Genomic DNA, 17,685 nt, shown 5'->3' on the forward strand with positions numbered 1-17,685 from the left:
AGTTTTTAACGGGGAATCACACAACGAATACCGTGTTTTTTTCCTTGATTATCTCCTCGATAGCGAGGGATTAAATGAATATGGGTATGTTTAACTTTTTGCCCTCCTGCTTGATTAACATTAAAACCAATATTAAACCCATCAGGTTGATATTTTGCACAGATGATTTCTTTTACTCTATTCACCATTTGCCAACAGTGACTTTGTAAGGAAAAAGATAAATTAAAATAATTTTCTTCGTGATGTTTAGGAATAATTAAACTATGTCCTTTAGTTAAGGGATAACCATCTAAAATTGCATAAGCTAAAGTTGATTCTGTGAGTAAAGTTAGCTTAGGATAAGGTTTACAGAAAATACAAGAAAGAGATGAATGTTTAATTTGATTAAAATGTTGATACTCATAAATTTCGCAAGACTCATCAAGATGTATGGATTTAAAAGGTAGTTTAACTAATCTTTGATAGGTTTTTTTTTCATAAACATAATGGTTTCTAAATCCTTCTATTTTTATATCCCTTCTCACGGCAAAATAAGCCTTTCCTTTCGGCTTTAAAAGTTGTGATATATTCATAATCACTTCTTCTTGACTTTCTAAAAACAAAACATTTAAGACATAAAAACAGAGTATTGTATCAAACTTCTCTTGAGGGTATTGAGGGTAATAATGAGGATCATAACCAATAATTTCATAGCCTTTTTTTGAGAGTATTTCCACATCTTTACCAAAACCGCAACCAAAATCGAGCATATTACCTTTTAACAGTTTTTTTCGATGTAAATATCTTGCAGGAAATGACAATTTTTCCCTTTCAATTGCCGTTAGATGACTATATTTATTCTCCATTGATTTAATATTAATAACAAATTTAGGTAGGATATTCACACCTTCTAAAACTAACTATTAGAAGAAAAATCTCTTAATTTATAACTATTTTTACGGACTTCTACCTTCTTGATAATCTTATAACTCAAACAATCATTCGATACAATTATTTACGGCTAAATCTAAATACTTCAATGGATTGAGAAGTGAGAAATAAACCGAGAAAAATATAAGTTAAAAATACAATTAAATTACTACTATTAAAAACACCCATCACAAAATTTTCATAGTTTTTTAATAAAGAAAAATGGGCTAAAAATTCTCCTAATTGACCTCCAATACTATTGGCTAAAGCGTCTAAAATAGAAAGAGTAATAACTAAAATAAAGGTGATAATTGCTGAGAAAATAGTGCTATCTGTTAAGGAAGAAATAAACATTCCTAATGATAAAATTGATGCGGCCATTAAGATTAAGCCCAAATGTGCTAATAATGGTACTTGAAAAGAAATCGGAGGGGTTGCTCCTTGAAATGCGATCGCTTCATAGAGTATAATCGGCATGATCATGGTAATAAAAAAGATCAAAACCCCCATTAATTTGCCCAATGCCACCACCCAATTAAATAGTGGAGATGTGGCTAATAATTCAATAGTACCTCTTTTTCTTTCTTCTGCATACAAACCCATTGAGAGAATTGGTAATATAAACAGAGTCAAAGATGCGATCGCATTAAAGTAAATTTGCATAAATTCATACACCACATCTACAGGGGTAGTGTTACCTAATTGCTCTTGAATTGCCACACTTTGAATGATACCCTGTTCACTCAGGAGAAGGAAAACAAAAAAGATGCCCGAAATTAACCAAAAAACGGCGGCGATACTAAAGGCTAAAGGAGAGACAAAATAGCCGTGCAACTCTTTTTGGATAATGGCAACAATATTCCAAAATACTTTCATCAATTAAAAATTATGAATTATCAATAATAGTTTAAAACAAATATTATCTCATTTCAGATTTAAGTATTTATAAAACAATTAATGAAAGACTCTTAACAGAATCAAATAAAAAAAAGATAAACTAAAATAATCGTTAACAAGTGTCAAACCATGACAAAGATAGAATTTATAATTCCTCTTCATAGTTTAAGTCCCGTTAAAAGAGCAGGGCTGTTTCATTTTCAAATTTTAAAAGAAAAATAAAGGCGATCGCTTGATAAAATAAAAGGGCAAAAGATCGCATTTATTATAGGTTGAAAAAATGTTAAATAATTTAGTTAACAAATTACCAGAAATTCAAGACTTATTAAAGGAAGTGACCACAGAAAATAAAACATTTAGTTTTGATGCACTTCATTGTCAAAAACAAACAATTAAGATAATTATTGAAGGAAATAATCATTATTTAATTCCCGTAAAAAAGAATCAAAAAACCTTATATTACTCTTTAGAGAAAATTATAAAATAAAAGAGACCAAACACAATATATATAGAGGAAGATAATAGTCATGGAAGACAAATAACACGTCAAGTATCCACATGGAATAATTATCAAGATTTGCCAAAAAAGATGAGTGATAAATTTAAAGAAATAAAAAATATAATTGAAGTAAAAAGAAGTGGAATGAGAGGAGAAAAACCGTATGAGGAAAAAAATTATTATATTAGTAGCAATTCAGAAACAGCAACAGAAGTAGGAAAAAAAAGAAGAAATCATTGGAGAATAGAAAACCAACTACACTGGGTAAAAGATGTAATAATGGATGAGGATACTTCAAAAATAAAGCAGAAACAAGGGGCGATAAATATCTCAGTATTAAAAACTATTGGCATTAATTTTTTTAGACTGTTAAAATTTGAATCGATAACAGAAGGAGAAGGGCGTAGATGGCTTGGAGCAAATCTTCCAGCTTTTTTGCTTTTCTAAAATGAAACAGCCCTGCTGGGGGTGAGAGGGGGAAACTAATTCTTCTTAATTCTTCATTTTTCCTTTGCCCATGCCCTTTTTATTTCTAATGTTTATAAGCACCTAATTCAGGATAAAAAGGAGCAGTTTCTTGACAAAAACTAATCCCTAATTTAGATAACATAGATTCTAAAACATGGTCAGGAGAAAAACGTAAATAATCATTATTAATTTCTAAACTAACATGACGATTTCCCAGATGATAGGCCGCTTTTAATAAATCTAATGTGTTTGGTGACTTCACTGTGATAACAGATTCTAATTTCGCTTTTATTTCTACAAAAAAACTTCTATCATCATTAGTTAATATATCTCCTTCCATCAGCACATCTCCCCTTTCTAAATTCAATTTAATGTATTTATTTCCATTTTCACTAATCGCATCAAGCTGTATTTTTTGTTTAACTTTTGTTCTTTCTTCTGCTGTTAAATATATCTCTAAATCTACCCTAGTATGAGGTAATAATTCACTTTTTTTAGTCAGAATAATCATTTCTCTAATGATAATAAATCAAAATTAATTAATTGGGTGATGAACTGTTACTAACTTTGTACCATCAGGAAAAGTTGCTTCCACTTGAACTTCTTCCACCATTTCTGAGACACCTTCCATAACGTCATTTTTAGTTAATAAAGTACGCCCGTAGCTCATTAACTGTGCCACTGTATGCCCTTCCCTTGCACCCTCTAAAATAGCCGCAGAAATATAGGCAACTGCTTCAGGGTAATTTAGTTTTAAACCTTTTGCTTTTCTTCTCTCTGCTAATAAACCTGCAGTAAAAATTAACAATTTATCTTTTTCTTGAGGTGATAATTCCATAATTTAATAATAATTGATAATTACTATATTTTCTAATAATATAATAGAGAAAGTCTAAATAACCAAATATCTTGACATGAAGATATAGTGTGCTTACCTAGGTTTTTGTATTTTTTAAGCAATTAGCTATCAACATAATAACGACAATGGTTATCCTTTACTTTCAGTACTATTTTACTGTCATTTATTATATAGCGTTCGTCAATCATTTGTCATAATTAATTATCGCAAATCCTCCAATGATGAAGCCTAGTCACTTCCTAATTTTTAATTCTTAATTTCCTTCTTTTAAAGAAATATTATGAATCTAATAACATTATTATATATATTGTCTGATTAACAATTGAATCCGCTAAAATTTTTCGTAATAGTCATAAATATTTTTCTTTGTTAATTCTGAAAAAATATTAATTACAAATCAGCTATACCCTTTTAAAACTTAATTCAAAAGAAAGGTAAAAACAATTAATGAACATCAATCAAAACTATATTAAACATATTTTAGCAGTTGAGTGTGGCAGTTGGAAAAAAACTTTTTTCCTAGATAAAGATAATTATTCTATTGGGCGAAATTCTACTAATACTTTTTTCTGTCATCATAGAGTTATTTCTCGTAATCATGCCCATATTATTAAAGTAAACTATCAGAGTTTAGTTGATTCAGAGCAATCGGAAAATATTTTTTGGTTAATGGATGGGGATTTTTTTGGAAGAAGAAGTACCAATGGTATTTATGTCAATGGAAAAAAATGTTTTTGTGCAAAACTAAATCCGGGAGATATTATCTTTTTTGGTGGGATAGATGTTAAGGCAAAATATGATATTGTCAACCTTCAATCAAAGACTTTTTATAGTATTGCTTCTCCCGATTATAAATCAGTTTTTACTGAAAAAGTAAATAATTCAGAGATTTCAGATTTAAGCATATTTAGTACTTTTACTGATGATAATTTTGGTATTTTAGAGCTTATTTCTCAGGGGGTATTTATCGTTAATTTAAAATCTTCTGAGATTATTAAGGTAAATCAGAATTATGCTCAAATGTTGGGCTATTTAAGTTCAGAAATAATAGGCTTAAAGTTGCAGGAATTAGATTGTTCTGAAAAAGAGATGATTAACTATGATTTATCAATTTTAGCAAAAAATAATGTTAAGAGTTGTCGATATTCAATTCATCAAGGAAAAGATAAGAAACTAATCAATGTTTTAGTGAAAAGTGTTCCGATTAATTATCAAGAACAAAAATGTCTTTTAGTATCTGTCGAAAATAATAGTAATTTACAAAAGTTAGAAGATGCTTTGCGTTATCAAACTTCTCATAATTTGAGTACAAATTTAGGGAATAAAAATTTACTCGAAAAACAATTAGCATGGTCTTTAGGTTTTAATAGTTTAAAAGAAAGTAATATAGCCCTAATTAAAATAAAGGTTAATCAATGGGATAATATTAGCAATTACTTCTCTCAAGAAAATGTAAGTAAGTTATTAGAAAATTTAATTTTTATTATTAAAAAATCTCTTTCTTCTATTGATTGCTTATGTCAAATATCTGCTGATGAATTTATTATCTTAAAAGAGGAAATCATTAACGAATCTCAGATTAATAATATTATTGGGCAAATTTTAACTGATTTAAAACAACCTATAATTATTAATGGAAATTCAATTATTTTAAATGTTAATTTAGGTGTCACTATCCATCCCCAAGATGGTAAAAATTTTCATGATTTAATGAAAAATACGAATATAGCCTTAGAAAGCAGTTATGAATATGGTAATAGTAGCTGTCAATTTTTTAGGGACAATATAGTTGAGACAACAACTATTAAAAATAAAAATTTCACGTTAATGGGCGACAGTATTAGTAATAATAAGTTTGTCTTAAAGTATTCTCCGATAGTCAGCACAAAAACAGAAATTTTAAGTGGTTTTAATGCAACCATTAATTTGTCGCAAGAAAAAATAGATTTACAAGAATTAGATATTTTATTACAAGTTAAAGAGTTTAATTATGATGAAAATTTATTACTATGGTCATTAGAACAAATATTAAAAGACTATAATTCGTGGATGGAGGATAGACAAACTTTTGACCTAAAAATAAGTTTAAAAGTTCTGTTATCAACTCTAATGAAAGATAATGTCATTGATAAAGTCAGTGAGTTAATTACTCCCGAAAATCAGTTTCCTTCTGTAGAATTAGAAATTGTATTGGATAATAGTTTGTTTGAAGAAAATATTGTAATTGAGGGTTTAAATATACTTAGCAATAGTTCTTTAAACTATGGTTTATTTAGTCCAGATATTCAGACATTTTTCGCTTTTATGAGAGAAAAAATAAAAGTGAATACTTTAAAAACTTCTTCTCGTTTGATTGAAAATTTAGAGGGCAATTCAGGAGAAGAAAAATTCATCACTTGTGCTGTTGATTTGGCTCAATTCTTAAATGTAGATTTAGTAATAGAAGGGGTTAACTCTGAAAATCAGAAAGATATTTTATCGAGTATTGGTTGCGATAGAATGCAGGGTTTATTCTTTTCTCCTGCTTTAGAATCAGAAAAAGTACCTAACTTTTTGAAAAAATCAAAGGTTGAATAGTTTTTTGTTTTTGTATAAATATTCAATGCTTTGTAGTTCAGATTTAAGAGTTATAATTGTCGCTTTTGCCGAAAATGGTGGCGGTATCAAAAAAGTTTCTAAAGTAGTTCAATTTTCCTAGACTTCCATCTATAGGATGGTTAAGTTAAGGAAAAACTGATTAAGTAATTATTATTGCTACGCTTTTGTCTGCCACAATCTTTTAACTCCTAAAGACGCTTTAAAATATTGTTACCGTGGGTATCTGTACCGCAGGTGGTATATAAGTTGTATTTACGGGCTAATTTCAGGGCTTGAGTTGTCTGTTTAAGGCTAGGTATCCAAGGTTGAGGATTACCATAGGCATAATAGGCTTCTACTCCGTCAATACCCAGCTCATAAGCCTCTCTAATCAATTCCTCAGCACTACGACGATAACGGAAGGGGTGAGCTAAAACGACTAATCCTCCTGCTCGATGTAAGGATTTTATGACTTTTTCCGCTTTGGCATTTTCTCCTTCAGGATTTTCCCCTGTCAGATATTTTTGTAGATGTTCATTTTCAGGATCAAAACCATAACCCAAAATATGCACATTTGTTCCGTTTAACTCTGAAGTAATTTCGATTCCAGTCCACAAATAGGGCAAGCTAACTCTTGGGTTAAATTTTGATTTCTCTTGTAACCATTTATAAGCACGATAAAAACCTTTGACGCTGTGATGATCAGAAATAGCTAAACCTTTCAAGCCAAGTGCGATCGCTTGTTCTATTAAGGATTCAGGGGTTAATTGACCATCAGAACAACTTGTGTGTAAATGAAAATTATATTGATAAGGACAACTATTATTATCTACTCTTTCCCATACATTCGCTAATCTCACAGTATCTTGAGGACGCTCATCTAATAATTGAAATGGATTTGTTTCTGCTTTTAGTAACATTGTCTTAGCAACTATTACGAATTATTAAGTTTAATTTAACAAAAATTTTCCGTAATTGACTGTAATTTTTAAAAAAATTGGCAAAATATTTGTTATCTCGATCATTCTTTTTTTTTATATAAGTCTAAATACTTAGTCCTCCATATACTCTTTTTTCTCAATAATTAAATTGGTAACTAATTTTTCAGAATCAGGGGTTTAGTAGTTAATAATATCCAACTCAGCTTTGATACTTAAGTGTTTATAATGCCCTAACTTATTTTGTTTTTTCTGAAAAGGAAAGGGCAGAATTTTATTTTTCACAACATTTAATAAGATTAAAATAGACTGTATTTCATTGGGAACAATTTTCGTTTGCCATCTGTGAGGACTACAAAATAAAAACTCGACCAAAGCTCGATACTCAGATAAATTTAGTTGCGGATATTCTATCAATAAATCTACTTTTCTGTTTCTAAAATTAACATCTTTAATTATGCCGTTTAAGGTTAAATCTAACTCATTAAAATGTAATTCGACAGTTGAATTATGTTTAATTAATGGTAAGGAATAGTTGTCAGGAAAAGATACTTTGACTCCTTTTTCGGAGAGGGAATAACTAAAGCCATGTAATTGTATATGGTTATTAATCTTAAGGTTAATGGAAGTATTAATATTTAACCAAGGATAAAAATCTTTTTGAGGTTTTTCGACAAAAGCTAATATTGCCACAGTTAAAAGTATTAAATAGTATAAGTTCCAAAAAATACCTATTTCTAAACTACTGTAAGCAAATCTTAATTCTACTATCAAGCTATTAACCGATTGACTATTAAACAATAAATAAATACAAATAATTAAACTAGATAGTGTAGAAATAAAAGCATAAATTAGAGGTAGAGCTAAATTCCAACGAAAAATAGCTTTATCGGTGCAAATTCCTTTTGGAGTAACTTTAAAACCTCCAGAAAAAGGCTTAACCAGAGTTTTTATGATTGCCCACGAAACGGGAAAAGCTAAAATTAAACTATAAATATCAGCGACAATTTTTGCAGTTGAATTATCACAAAGTCGATAAAAAATCGTAAATTGAAATACCATTAATGGTAGGAAATATGAAAGCCAATCATGAACATTGGTAACTAAGGGAGGCATTTTAAAGATAAAACAAAGAGGAAAAATAACCAGAGAAATTAAGATACTAATACTGGTAAACCAATGAATAACTCCTGTTAAATAAATAATTCTTTGATGAAAGTTTAAACCCTTAATGGTGAGGGGATTTGCAGAGACAAAAAAACCTTCCATTGTGCCTTGAGCCCATCGCATTCTTTGGCGAAATAAAGCGGGAATATTCTCTGGCACTAATCCAGCACTTAATCTTTCTGTTAAATAAATTACTTCATATTTTTTCCCTAGTAAAAGAATTGTTGTAAAGTAGTCTTCTGCAACAGAATCAGTATAAAAACCATTTACCTCATTAAGGGCGGATCTTCTGACAATAAAAGAGCTACCATAACACATAACGCTGTTATAATAGTCTCGCATTGGTTGATTAAGTCGGGAAGAGCATTCTTCTGTGGGATGTCCTAAGATATTTTCTAAGCCTAAATTTCGGGCAACAGTGTCTTGATTATAGTAATGTTGATGGGTTTGTAATAAACCTAATTCTGGTTTTTGGAAAAATCCTACTGTGCGAGAGAGAAAATTTTTACAAGGCACAAAATCGGCATCAAATACTGTCACTAAATCACCGTTGGTTAATTTTAAAGCATGATTTAAGTTTCCTGCTTTTGCGTGTTGATGTTCTTCTCTGGAAATATAGTTACAACCTAATTGAAACGCTAATTCTTCTACTTCTTTTCTATTGCCGTCATCTAAAAGATATACTTTTTTGTTGGGATATTCTATGGCTTGACAACCAATTATTGTACGTCTTAAGATTGCGATCGATTCATTATAGGTTGGAATCAAAATATCAACGGTGGGAGAATATTGATTTTCTCTGACGGTTGCTTCCCAAAAATCAGCTTCTTGATGACGATAGTTTCTTTTGATACCTAAAAATAACTCGAAATGGGGAACAATTAAAGTGATAAATTCAAGAATAAAAATAAATAAACTAATTGCGGTTGTGAGTTTTGTTGCTAAATTTAGGGTGTAAAAACCTCTCCATAGAAGATACCTAACGGTTAACAAAAAGAAAACAGAAACTAATATTCCTCTACCTAATGGTGATTTCTTGTCGAAAAATTGAAGAATAATAATACCAAAAACAAACACACCCATAGTAGGTGCTAAATATAAAAAATCATTCATATTTTATGGTAATGATTATTTTTTGAATAGTTTTTTGTGGTTTAAATAAACTCAAAATCACCGATAAATTTGTTTCAAGATATATCCTGAAAATGAAGTTGTGATATTTGACACATCAATCTTAACAAATCTTTATAATTCTTTGAGGATGGCAAAACCAAGAAACTCCATTAACTGCCTATTCAACCTTGGTAAAAACACAACTTAAATAAATGATTTCTCCTTTCACAAAACCATTATAAATTTTTCCTTCTTTCATCCCCGCAAATTCTGCTACTGCCTGACGCAAAAACTTCGGCACGTTAGTGTTAATCAAATTTTGCTTAGTATCATTAACTAATTCCAAAGCCCTAATTACATTAGCGGTAATTTCTTTCCTTTTAATCTCCTTTAGCCCAGATTTTGTAAAACTAATGTTAAGTTTATTTAAATCTCCTATGGGGCGTAAATCAGCCCAAGAAAAAATCCCATTCGGTTTCAACACTCTTGCCACTTCTTGCATAAACTTCGTCATTGAGCCATAACAGTGGGATGATTCTACATTGATTATGACATCAAAACTATTATCAGCAAAGGGTAAATTCTCACTATCTCCTTGTAAATAGGATAAATTGTGATGTTGATACAGTTTATTTGCTACGGTAATATTTTCCGAGGATAAATCTACTCCTTTTATTTCTTCTGGAGAGAAGGTTTTAGCCAAAAAAAATGCCCCTGCACCTCTACCACAACCAACTTCTAATACTTTTTTTCCTTTCAAGTCAGTGGTGCTACTCACATACTGATAAAGTTGAATATAGTAGCGATTGGCTTCATCTTCTGGGGATAAAATTAAAGGTTTCAATTCGGAGTTAAAATCATCAAAACCATAATTCATGAATTGTAAATCTGGTTTTTGATAAGAATTTGCCAGTAAATCGTACCACCAACGCCATAATTTTCGTTTTAATTTTGGTGATATTTCTGTTAATAAGATAAAAAAGTTTTCCAGCATTTTTGTTACTAAATAAGCCTAGCAAGATATTGAATAAAGGCTCGTGAGAGGGATGTTTTCGGCAATGGATTCGGCTACTATAATACAATCAAAAGGATCTCTTCGATAGCTAATATTATGGCTCTCTTACTTCTCGTTGTGTAAATTATTGGTTAAGGTAGGCTGAAAGGCAACAGAGAATTCTTAAACATCTTCATATAAATCTAAGACAGAGCAAGTAAAATTAATACTATTTAAAGTTAAGTTTTCTCCCTCTGAAAATGAGCTTAATTCCCATGAATTACAATTTTTTCTAGTGAATAAATCAACCCGTTTTTTTGTTTGAGAAATCAAAAAATATTCTTGTAAAGTTTCTATGGTACGATAATCAGCAAATTTATCGCCTCTATCAAAAGATTCTGTACTTTCTGATAAAACTTCAATGATAATTTATGGTGCTTTTTTGTAATAATTTAATTCTCGATCTTTTTCGTTACAGGTAACTATTACATCAGGATAATAAAACACATTTAAACGATCAATTCTTACTTTCATATCTGAAATAAAAACTCGGCAATTACTACCTTTTAAATGAGCTTTTAAGAGAGATGCCACATTAAGAGAAATTGTAACATGAGCAGAACTTGCACCATCCATTTCATAAACTTCACCATTGAGATATTCATGCTTTGTTAAGGCTTTTTCCTCTTGGGTCAAATATTCTTCAGGGGATAAATTAGAGCCTTTAATTATTTCTTGAATTGCAACCATGACTTAAATCTGTATGGGATTTTATTTTTACTTTATCTTAACTTTCTTGATCATAATTTTATTATTTATTAACCTGAATTTGGAGAATAACTTGTTAGGCTATAGGGGAAATACTGATTCAAGAATAATGATCTAATGAGGAGGTATCAATGAATATTTTTGATAATTTTATGAAAAAAACCACCGAAATCACAGACGATAAAAAAACCTCTAACAATTCTCTTCCTCCTAACAATAATAACGTTACTGTAGAAGACGATCGCACTGGTTTAAGTATTCCTACCCTCAAAAGAGCGATCGCAGATAACCTGTTTTATATCCAAGGGAAATTCCCCACTATTGCCACCGAAAACGATTACTACATGGCCTTAGCCTATACCATCCGAGACAGAATGTTACAAAGATGGGCAGTCACCGTTGATAGTTACTTACAATCAAAAACCCGTGTAGTTTCTTATCTTTCTGCCGAATACCTTTTAGGACCTCACTTGGGCAATAATTTAATCAACCTAGGCATTTATGATCGAGTTAAACAAGCAGTAGAGGAATTAGGCTTAGATTTGGAATATCTGATCGCCCAAGAAGAAGAGCCGGGGTTAGGAAATGGAGGTTTAGGTCGTTTAGCGGCTTGTTACATGGATTCTTTAGCTACTTTGGAAATACCTGCCATTGGTTACGGTATTCGTTATGAATTCGGTATTTTTGACCAAGAAATTCAAGACGGTTGGCAAGTGGAAATTACAGACCAATGGTTGCGTTACGGTAATCCTTGGGAAATTCGCCGTCCTGAAGTAACCCACGAAGTAAAATTAGGGGGTCACGTGGAACATTATACCGACTCTCACGGACATTATGGCAGTAATTGGGTTCCTGATTTGGTGGTGAAAGGGGTAGCTTATGATACTCCTATTCTCGGTTATCAAGTTAATACCGCTAATACCTTGCGTCTCTGGAAATCTGAAGCCCCAGAATCCTTTGATTTTCAAGCCTTCAACGTGGGGGATTATTACGGGGCGGTAAATGAAAAGGTTATTTGTGAAAATATTAGTAAAATTCTCTATCCCAATGATGAGCAAATACAGGGGAAAGAATTACGATTAAGGCAACAATACTTTTTTGTTTCCTGTTCTTTGCAAGATATGATTGCCTTACACTTAAGACGAGGTGGTAAAATTGAAAACTTTTATGAAACTTTTGTTGTTCAATTAAATGATACTCACCCTGCCATTAGTGTAGCGGAGTTAATGCGTTTATTACTCGATGAACACGAATTAGATTGGGAAACGGCTTGGGATGTCACTACTCGTACTTTTGCTTATACTAACCATACTCTCTTACCCGAAGCCTTGGAGAAATGGAATTTAGACTTATTTGCTTCAATTTTGCCCCGTCATTTAGAAATTATCTATGAAATTAATCGCCGTTTCTTAGATGAAGTCGCCATTCGTTTTCCGGGGGATGAAGGCAAGTTATGGAGTTTATCTTTAATAGAGGAAGGGGAAGAAAAATCCATTCGTATGGCACATTTAGCCTGTGTCGGTAGTTTTGCCATTAATGGGGTGGCTCAATTACATTCAGAGTTGCTCAAGGAAACGGTTTTAAAAGATTGGTATGAGCTTTATCCTGAGAAGTTTAGCAACAAAACCAATGGGGTGACTCCCCGTCGTTGGATGGTGTTAAGTAATCCTCGTTTGACGGAGCTAATTACCAGTAAAATTGGCGATGATTGGATTAAAAATCTTGAGGAGTTGAAAGGTTTAGAAAAATTTGCTGATGATGAGGCATTCCGTAAACAATGGATGGATGTTAAATTGGCGGTGAAGAAAGATTTAGCCTCTCAAATTGAGCAACAGCAGGGTATCAAAATTAATCCTGAGTCATTATTTGATGTGCAAGTAAAACGGATTCATGAATATAAAAGACAACATCTCAATGTTTTACATATCATCACTCTCTATAACCGTCTCAAGCAACATCCTGATTTAGACATTGTACCCCGTACTTTTATTTTTGGTGGTAAAGCCGCACCTTCTTATCATGTGGCTAAGTTGATGATTAAATTAATTACCTCTGTGGCGGAAGTGGTTAATAATGATCCTGATATGCGCGATCGCATCAAAGTGGTATTTATGCCCGACTATAATGTTACTAACTCGCAAAAAATCTATCCTGCGGCGGATTTATCAGAACAAATTTCCCTTGCAGGAAAAGAGGCATCAGGCACAGGTAATATGAAATTTTCCCTTAACGGTGCGTTAACCATTGGTACTTTAGATGGTGCAAATGTGGAAATCAGGGAATGTGTAGGGGAAGAAAACTTTTTCCTTTTCGGTTTAACCGCCCAAGAAGTTGAACAACTTAAATCCAGTGGCTATAATCCTTGGGACTATTATCATGATAGTTTAAAACAGGCGATCGACCAAATTTCTTCTGGGTTTTTCTCCCACCGTGATGGTAGCCTATTCCAACGTCTGGTTAATTCTTTACTTTATGATGATCGTTATTTACTATTTGCCGACTATCATTCCTATATAGAGTGTCAAGATCGAGTAGCAGAAGCCTACAGAGATAAAGATAAATGGGCGAAAATGTCTATTTTAAATGTAGCACGGATGGGCAAATTTTCGAGCGATCGCAGTATCAAAGAATATTGCGAAGACATTTGGAAAGTAAAACCTGTACCCGTTGAATTATATGATTTATGTCCTGATGGAGAATGTAAGCTAGTTTAACTCAAGGGGCAAAGTTAAAAGGGCAATGGGCAAAGGAAGAATGAAAAATTAAAAACTCCTAACTCATTACCCCCATGTTATCAACAGAATATAGTTCTAATTCTCGTTCAAAAATATCATCAATAGCTAACATTTGACCATCTTTTGTCATCATTTTATGGTCTTTTGTTGCCTTAATAATTCTACCATCTTCTAATTCATATTCAAATAATTCCTGTGAGCCTCGATCGTGCCATTGAGCAATATTTTGAGTATAAATAAAGCCATTTTTATCCACACTATAAACTTGACAATTAATCTTTTCTTCCACTATTTTACCTATAGACATTGCCCCATATTCTACCGTTAAAATCTCTGTATCATAACTCAAACAATACTCAGCAAATTTTACCATTTGCTCAAACAAATTTTCAGCAATAGCCTGATTTACTCCATTTTTTATCGCACCATCAATAAAAATCTCTCGATGTTTTTGCATTTCGGAAGCCTTTTTCTTACCCATCGCACGACGCAATAAGTCTGCTTCTCCCAATGAATATCCTGCCAAATCCTGTGCCATTTTCATAATTTGTTCTTGATAACAATTATGGGTGACAATATTATTAGCAAGAAAATAAGGAGAAGTTTGATCCTCCATTTCTATGTCAAAACATTCCTCTTTTCCTATTTCTTCTATTTTAGTTACATAAACAGGGCGAACATCTTGAAGATAGGTTTTTTGATATAAATATTGATAGAAATTATCCCAATTATTTAGTTTAATGCTATACTCTGACTTGATAGGTTTGAATAAAGTTGAGTTTGCTAAAGAGCGTTTTACAGTTTTTCTTGTGAGTGAGTCTGTTTCTATGATAGAATCTGATAGTAATTCTCTAAACTTTTCACTTTTAATCGGTAAATATCCTTCTACAATTTGATACTGTTTATTAGGTAATTTTGCCCCTTGTATCAATTGTTTAAATCTATTTTTATCTTGGATATAAACAGCATTATCTTTTATATAATAAGCAATTTTTAATGTGCTTAATAAATCCCCTACTTGTTTCAACAACTTCTGAGAAACACTGCGAAAATAAATTATTCTACCCCCATAACAACCATCACTATCCCAAATTCCTCTCAATAACTCGATGCGATCGCACTCTGAAAAATCAATAGAATTATAGGGTAAAGAGTGATTAGTAGATAATCCTAATAAATAGGCTTCATTTTGTTTCAGTTTAATTTTATTACTACTAGCTAACCATTTTTCGTATAAAACAGAGTTATAAATGTGAGCATTTTTTAAGTTATTTTCTGCATTTAATTCCCCTGCAAACTTATCTCCTTCAGGAGTTAGAAAACGATGATTTTTTGTACAACAAATTTCCGTACCAGTGGATAAAGTAATTTTGATAATATCCTTAATACCACTTTGCCATTGCTTTGCAACCTTTGCTTTCCAAACATTTTCCCCATTAGAAGTTAAAATAACATCCCCTGCCTTAATATTTTCAATTCTCTCCCACTCACCATTAGGCTTATTAATTAATGTACCTTTAGCTAAACATAAAACCCCATAAGTTTCTGTTAAAATAGGCTTCAACATTGGATGCTGAAACTCAATTTTTTCTCTACCATGTTTGCGATTAATAAAGATAGGAATTAACCCTGCATCTAATGGACCTGGACGATATAAAGCTAAAATAGAAGAAATATCCTCAATACCCGACGGTTTTAAATCCCTTACAATCTGTTTCATCCCGTCAGACTCAAGCTGAAAAACCCCTTCCAAATCCCCTGATTCAAGCAGTTGATGAGTTTTAGCCACATCCGCAGGTAACTTTTTACTTGTGCCTTTTGCCAGAATTTCTAAGGCTTTTCTCTCCCCTAAAGGCAACTCATCCACATCTATTTCTAAGTTTTGATTATAGCGAATTAACTCCGCAGTTTTTTGAATTGTGGTTAAATTTTTTAAGCCTAGAAAGTCCATTTTTAATAAGCCTAAAGACTCTAAATCTTCCATAAAATATTGAGTAATAACCGCACCTTCATTATTTTTTTGTAGAGGTACAATTTCATCTAATGGCTGACTAGAAATAACCACTCCAGCCGCATGAACTCCAAAGGTTTTATTTGTACCTTCAATTCTAATTGCCATATCAATCCAACGCTTAACTTTGGGATCTGTATCGTATTTTTCTTTAAATTCTGGAGAAGGAGTTTCATCGGAAATCATCACCTTTAACTTAGCAGGTTTTCCCCTCGAAACGGGAATCAATTTTGCCATATAATCGGAATCAGCATAAGGAATACCAATCACTCTAGCCACATCTTTTAATACTGATTTGGAAGTTAAACGGTTAAAAGTAATAATTTGAGCAACGTTATCTTCTCCATATTTATCTGTGACATATTTTATCATTTGATCCCTTTTTTCTATGCAAAAATCAGTATCAATATCAGGCATAGATTTACGTTCAGGATTTAAAAATCTTTCAAATAATAAGCCATGATGAACAGGATCAATATTGGTAATTCCTAAAGCATAAGCTACCAAAGAACCTGCCGCCGAACCTCTGCCAGGTCCTACAGGAATATTATTATCTCTAGCGTATTTTATATAATCCCAAACTACTAAGAAATAAGTGGAAAAACCCATCTTTTCCATCATCTTTAATTCATACTCTAAACGCTGACGATATTCGGGATTTATCTCACTGCGTTTAATACATTTAAGTCTGTTTAATAAGCCTTGCCATGTCACTTCTTCTAAGTAGCTTTCGGGAGTATGCCCTGCAGGTACTTTATAATCAGGAATACGAGGTTCACCTAATACATTATAGGGCTTAACTTTATCTGCTATTTCTAAGGTATTAATGATAGCTTTTTCAATGGTTTCACTATCAATATGATCCCTAAATAATAGCCTCATTTCTTCGGGAGATTTAAGGTATTCTGTGCCTGAATATCTAAGTCTTTTTAACTCATCAATATTCTTATTAGTTTGAATACATAAAAGGGCATCATGGGCTTCTACATCATAACAGGAAATAAAGTGAGAATCATTGGTTGCAACTATTTTTATATCTAATTCTTTGCTGATTTTGACAATTTCAATATTGACAATTCTATCTTCTTGTGATCCATGATCCTGAATTTCTAAATAAAAATCATCGCCAAAAACATTCTTATACCACTTAGCGACTTCCCTCGCTCTTTTATCATCTCCCTGTAAAATTGCTTGAGGAATTTCTCCCCCTAAACAAGCACTGGTTACTATTAATCCTTCATGATACTTTTCTAACAATTCTTTATTCACACAAGGGCGAGAAAAAATCCCTTTTCCTTGCATTCCTTCGAGGTGAGAAATAGTGGTTAATTTGACTAAATTTTGATAGCCTTTTTTATCTTTTGCTAAAACAATTTGATGATATTTTCTGATTTTTTTGTGGGGAATGGTTATATCATCGTTAATCACATACATCTCGTTACCGATAATCGGCTTAATTCCTTTATTCAAACAATTTTTAATTAGTTGTATTGCTCCATACATTACACCGTGATCCGTAACTGCGATCGCAGGCATATTGAGTTCTGTAGCACGTTCTACCAGAGCAGGAATTTGAGAAGCACCATCGAGTAAACTATAATCAGTATGGATATGTAAACCAACAAAAGACATTTTTCAGCGAATCAAGAATTAAGAATGAAGAATTACAAATGGACATCTCCAGAGTTTAGGCACGAAACCTTAAGCACAGGAAAAGATGTTAAATTATAGGAGAAGTCTAATTAATTAT

The 17,685-nt window shown here is 31.9% G+C and carries 12 protein-coding genes and 1 pseudogene; 4 read left to right on the forward strand and 9 right to left on the reverse strand.

Annotation, left to right across the window (positions count from 1 at the left end; genetic code table 11):
- Window positions 1–5: 5 nt before the first annotated feature.
- Together Dongsha4_RS10305 and Dongsha4_RS10310 are read right to left on the reverse strand one after the other, a co-directional pair.
- Window positions 6–845, reverse strand: a complete 840-nt coding sequence (locus Dongsha4_RS10305) for a bifunctional class I SAM-dependent methyltransferase/HIT family protein (protein WP_330202317.1) — start codon at window positions 843–845, stop codon at window positions 6–8.
- Between the two features lie 145 nt (window positions 846–990).
- A complete protein-coding gene (locus Dongsha4_RS10310; protein ID WP_330202318.1) occupies window positions 991–1,785 on the reverse strand; it encodes an ABC transporter permease in 795 nt (264 codons plus the stop codon).
- Between the two features lie 301 nt (window positions 1,786–2,086).
- Here Dongsha4_RS10310 and Dongsha4_RS10315 point away from each other — a divergent pair, with 301 nt between their 5' ends.
- Together Dongsha4_RS10315 and Dongsha4_RS10320 are read left to right on the forward strand one after the other, a co-directional pair.
- Window positions 2,087–2,293, forward strand: a complete 207-nt coding sequence (locus Dongsha4_RS10315) for a hypothetical protein (RefSeq protein ID WP_330202319.1) — start codon at window positions 2,087–2,089, stop codon at window positions 2,291–2,293.
- A 21-nt stretch (window positions 2,294–2,314) separates the two neighbouring features.
- Window positions 2,315–2,752, forward strand: coding sequence for an ISAs1 family transposase (locus tag Dongsha4_RS10320; RefSeq protein ID WP_330205419.1), 438 nt, complete (start codon window positions 2,315–2,317; stop codon window positions 2,750–2,752).
- An 85-nt stretch (window positions 2,753–2,837) separates the two neighbouring features.
- On the opposite strand, the gene ureE is transcribed toward Dongsha4_RS10320, so the two are convergent.
- Together ureE and ureA are read right to left on the reverse strand one after the other, a co-directional pair.
- Window positions 2,838–3,284 carry an urease accessory protein UreE gene (ureE, locus tag Dongsha4_RS10325; protein WP_330202320.1) on the reverse strand — a complete coding sequence of 149 codons (447 nt, stop codon included), beginning with the start codon at window positions 3,282–3,284 and terminating at the stop codon, window positions 2,838–2,840.
- Window positions 3,285–3,308: 24 nt separating this feature from the next.
- Window positions 3,309–3,611, reverse strand: a complete 303-nt coding sequence (gene ureA, locus Dongsha4_RS10330; RefSeq protein ID WP_190360427.1) for an urease subunit gamma — start codon at window positions 3,609–3,611, stop codon at window positions 3,309–3,311.
- A 468-nt stretch (window positions 3,612–4,079) separates the two neighbouring features.
- On the opposite strand from ureA, the gene Dongsha4_RS10335 reads away from it, so the two are divergent.
- Window positions 4,080–6,209, forward strand: a complete 2,130-nt coding sequence (locus Dongsha4_RS10335; protein ID WP_330202321.1) for an EAL domain-containing protein — start codon at window positions 4,080–4,082, stop codon at window positions 6,207–6,209.
- A 209-nt stretch (window positions 6,210–6,418) separates the two neighbouring features.
- Here Dongsha4_RS10335 and Dongsha4_RS10340 read toward each other — a convergent pair whose 3' ends face one another.
- From Dongsha4_RS10340 to Dongsha4_RS10355, 4 genes and pseudogenes are all read right to left on the reverse strand, one after another.
- Window positions 6,419–7,129, reverse strand: a complete 711-nt coding sequence (locus Dongsha4_RS10340) for a PHP domain-containing protein (protein WP_330202322.1) — start codon at window positions 7,127–7,129, stop codon at window positions 6,419–6,421.
- A 198-nt stretch (window positions 7,130–7,327) separates the two neighbouring features.
- The gene (locus tag Dongsha4_RS10345; RefSeq protein WP_330202323.1) at window positions 7,328–9,427 is read right to left on the reverse strand and encodes a glycosyltransferase family 2 protein; all 2,100 of its coding nucleotides are present in this window, start codon (window positions 9,425–9,427) and stop codon (window positions 7,328–7,330) included.
- A 178-nt stretch (window positions 9,428–9,605) separates the two neighbouring features.
- Window positions 9,606–10,421: a class I SAM-dependent methyltransferase gene (locus tag Dongsha4_RS10350; RefSeq protein ID WP_330202324.1), complete on the reverse strand. Its 816-nt coding sequence runs from the start codon at window positions 10,419–10,421 to the stop codon at window positions 9,606–9,608.
- 183 nt (window positions 10,422–10,604) lie between these two features.
- A pseudogene (locus tag Dongsha4_RS10355) lies at window positions 10,605–11,171 on the reverse strand (Uma2 family endonuclease).
- A gap of 149 nt (window positions 11,172–11,320) precedes the next feature.
- On the opposite strand from Dongsha4_RS10355, the gene Dongsha4_RS10360 reads away from it, so the two are divergent.
- Window positions 11,321–13,903, forward strand: coding sequence for a glycogen/starch/alpha-glucan phosphorylase (locus Dongsha4_RS10360; RefSeq protein WP_330202325.1), 2,583 nt, complete (start codon window positions 11,321–11,323; stop codon window positions 13,901–13,903).
- A 58-nt stretch (window positions 13,904–13,961) separates the two neighbouring features.
- Here the strand turns inward: Dongsha4_RS10360 and dnaE are convergent, their stop codons facing one another.
- A complete protein-coding gene (dnaE, locus tag Dongsha4_RS10365; RefSeq protein ID WP_330202326.1) occupies window positions 13,962–17,567 on the reverse strand; it encodes a DNA polymerase III subunit alpha in 3,606 nt (1,201 codons plus the stop codon).
- Window positions 17,568–17,685: the final 118 nt, after the last annotated feature.

The sequence above is a fragment of the Cyanobacterium sp. Dongsha4 genome, assembly GCF_036345015.1.
Taxonomy (GTDB): Bacteria; Cyanobacteriota; Cyanobacteriia; order Cyanobacteriales; family Cyanobacteriaceae; genus PCC-10605.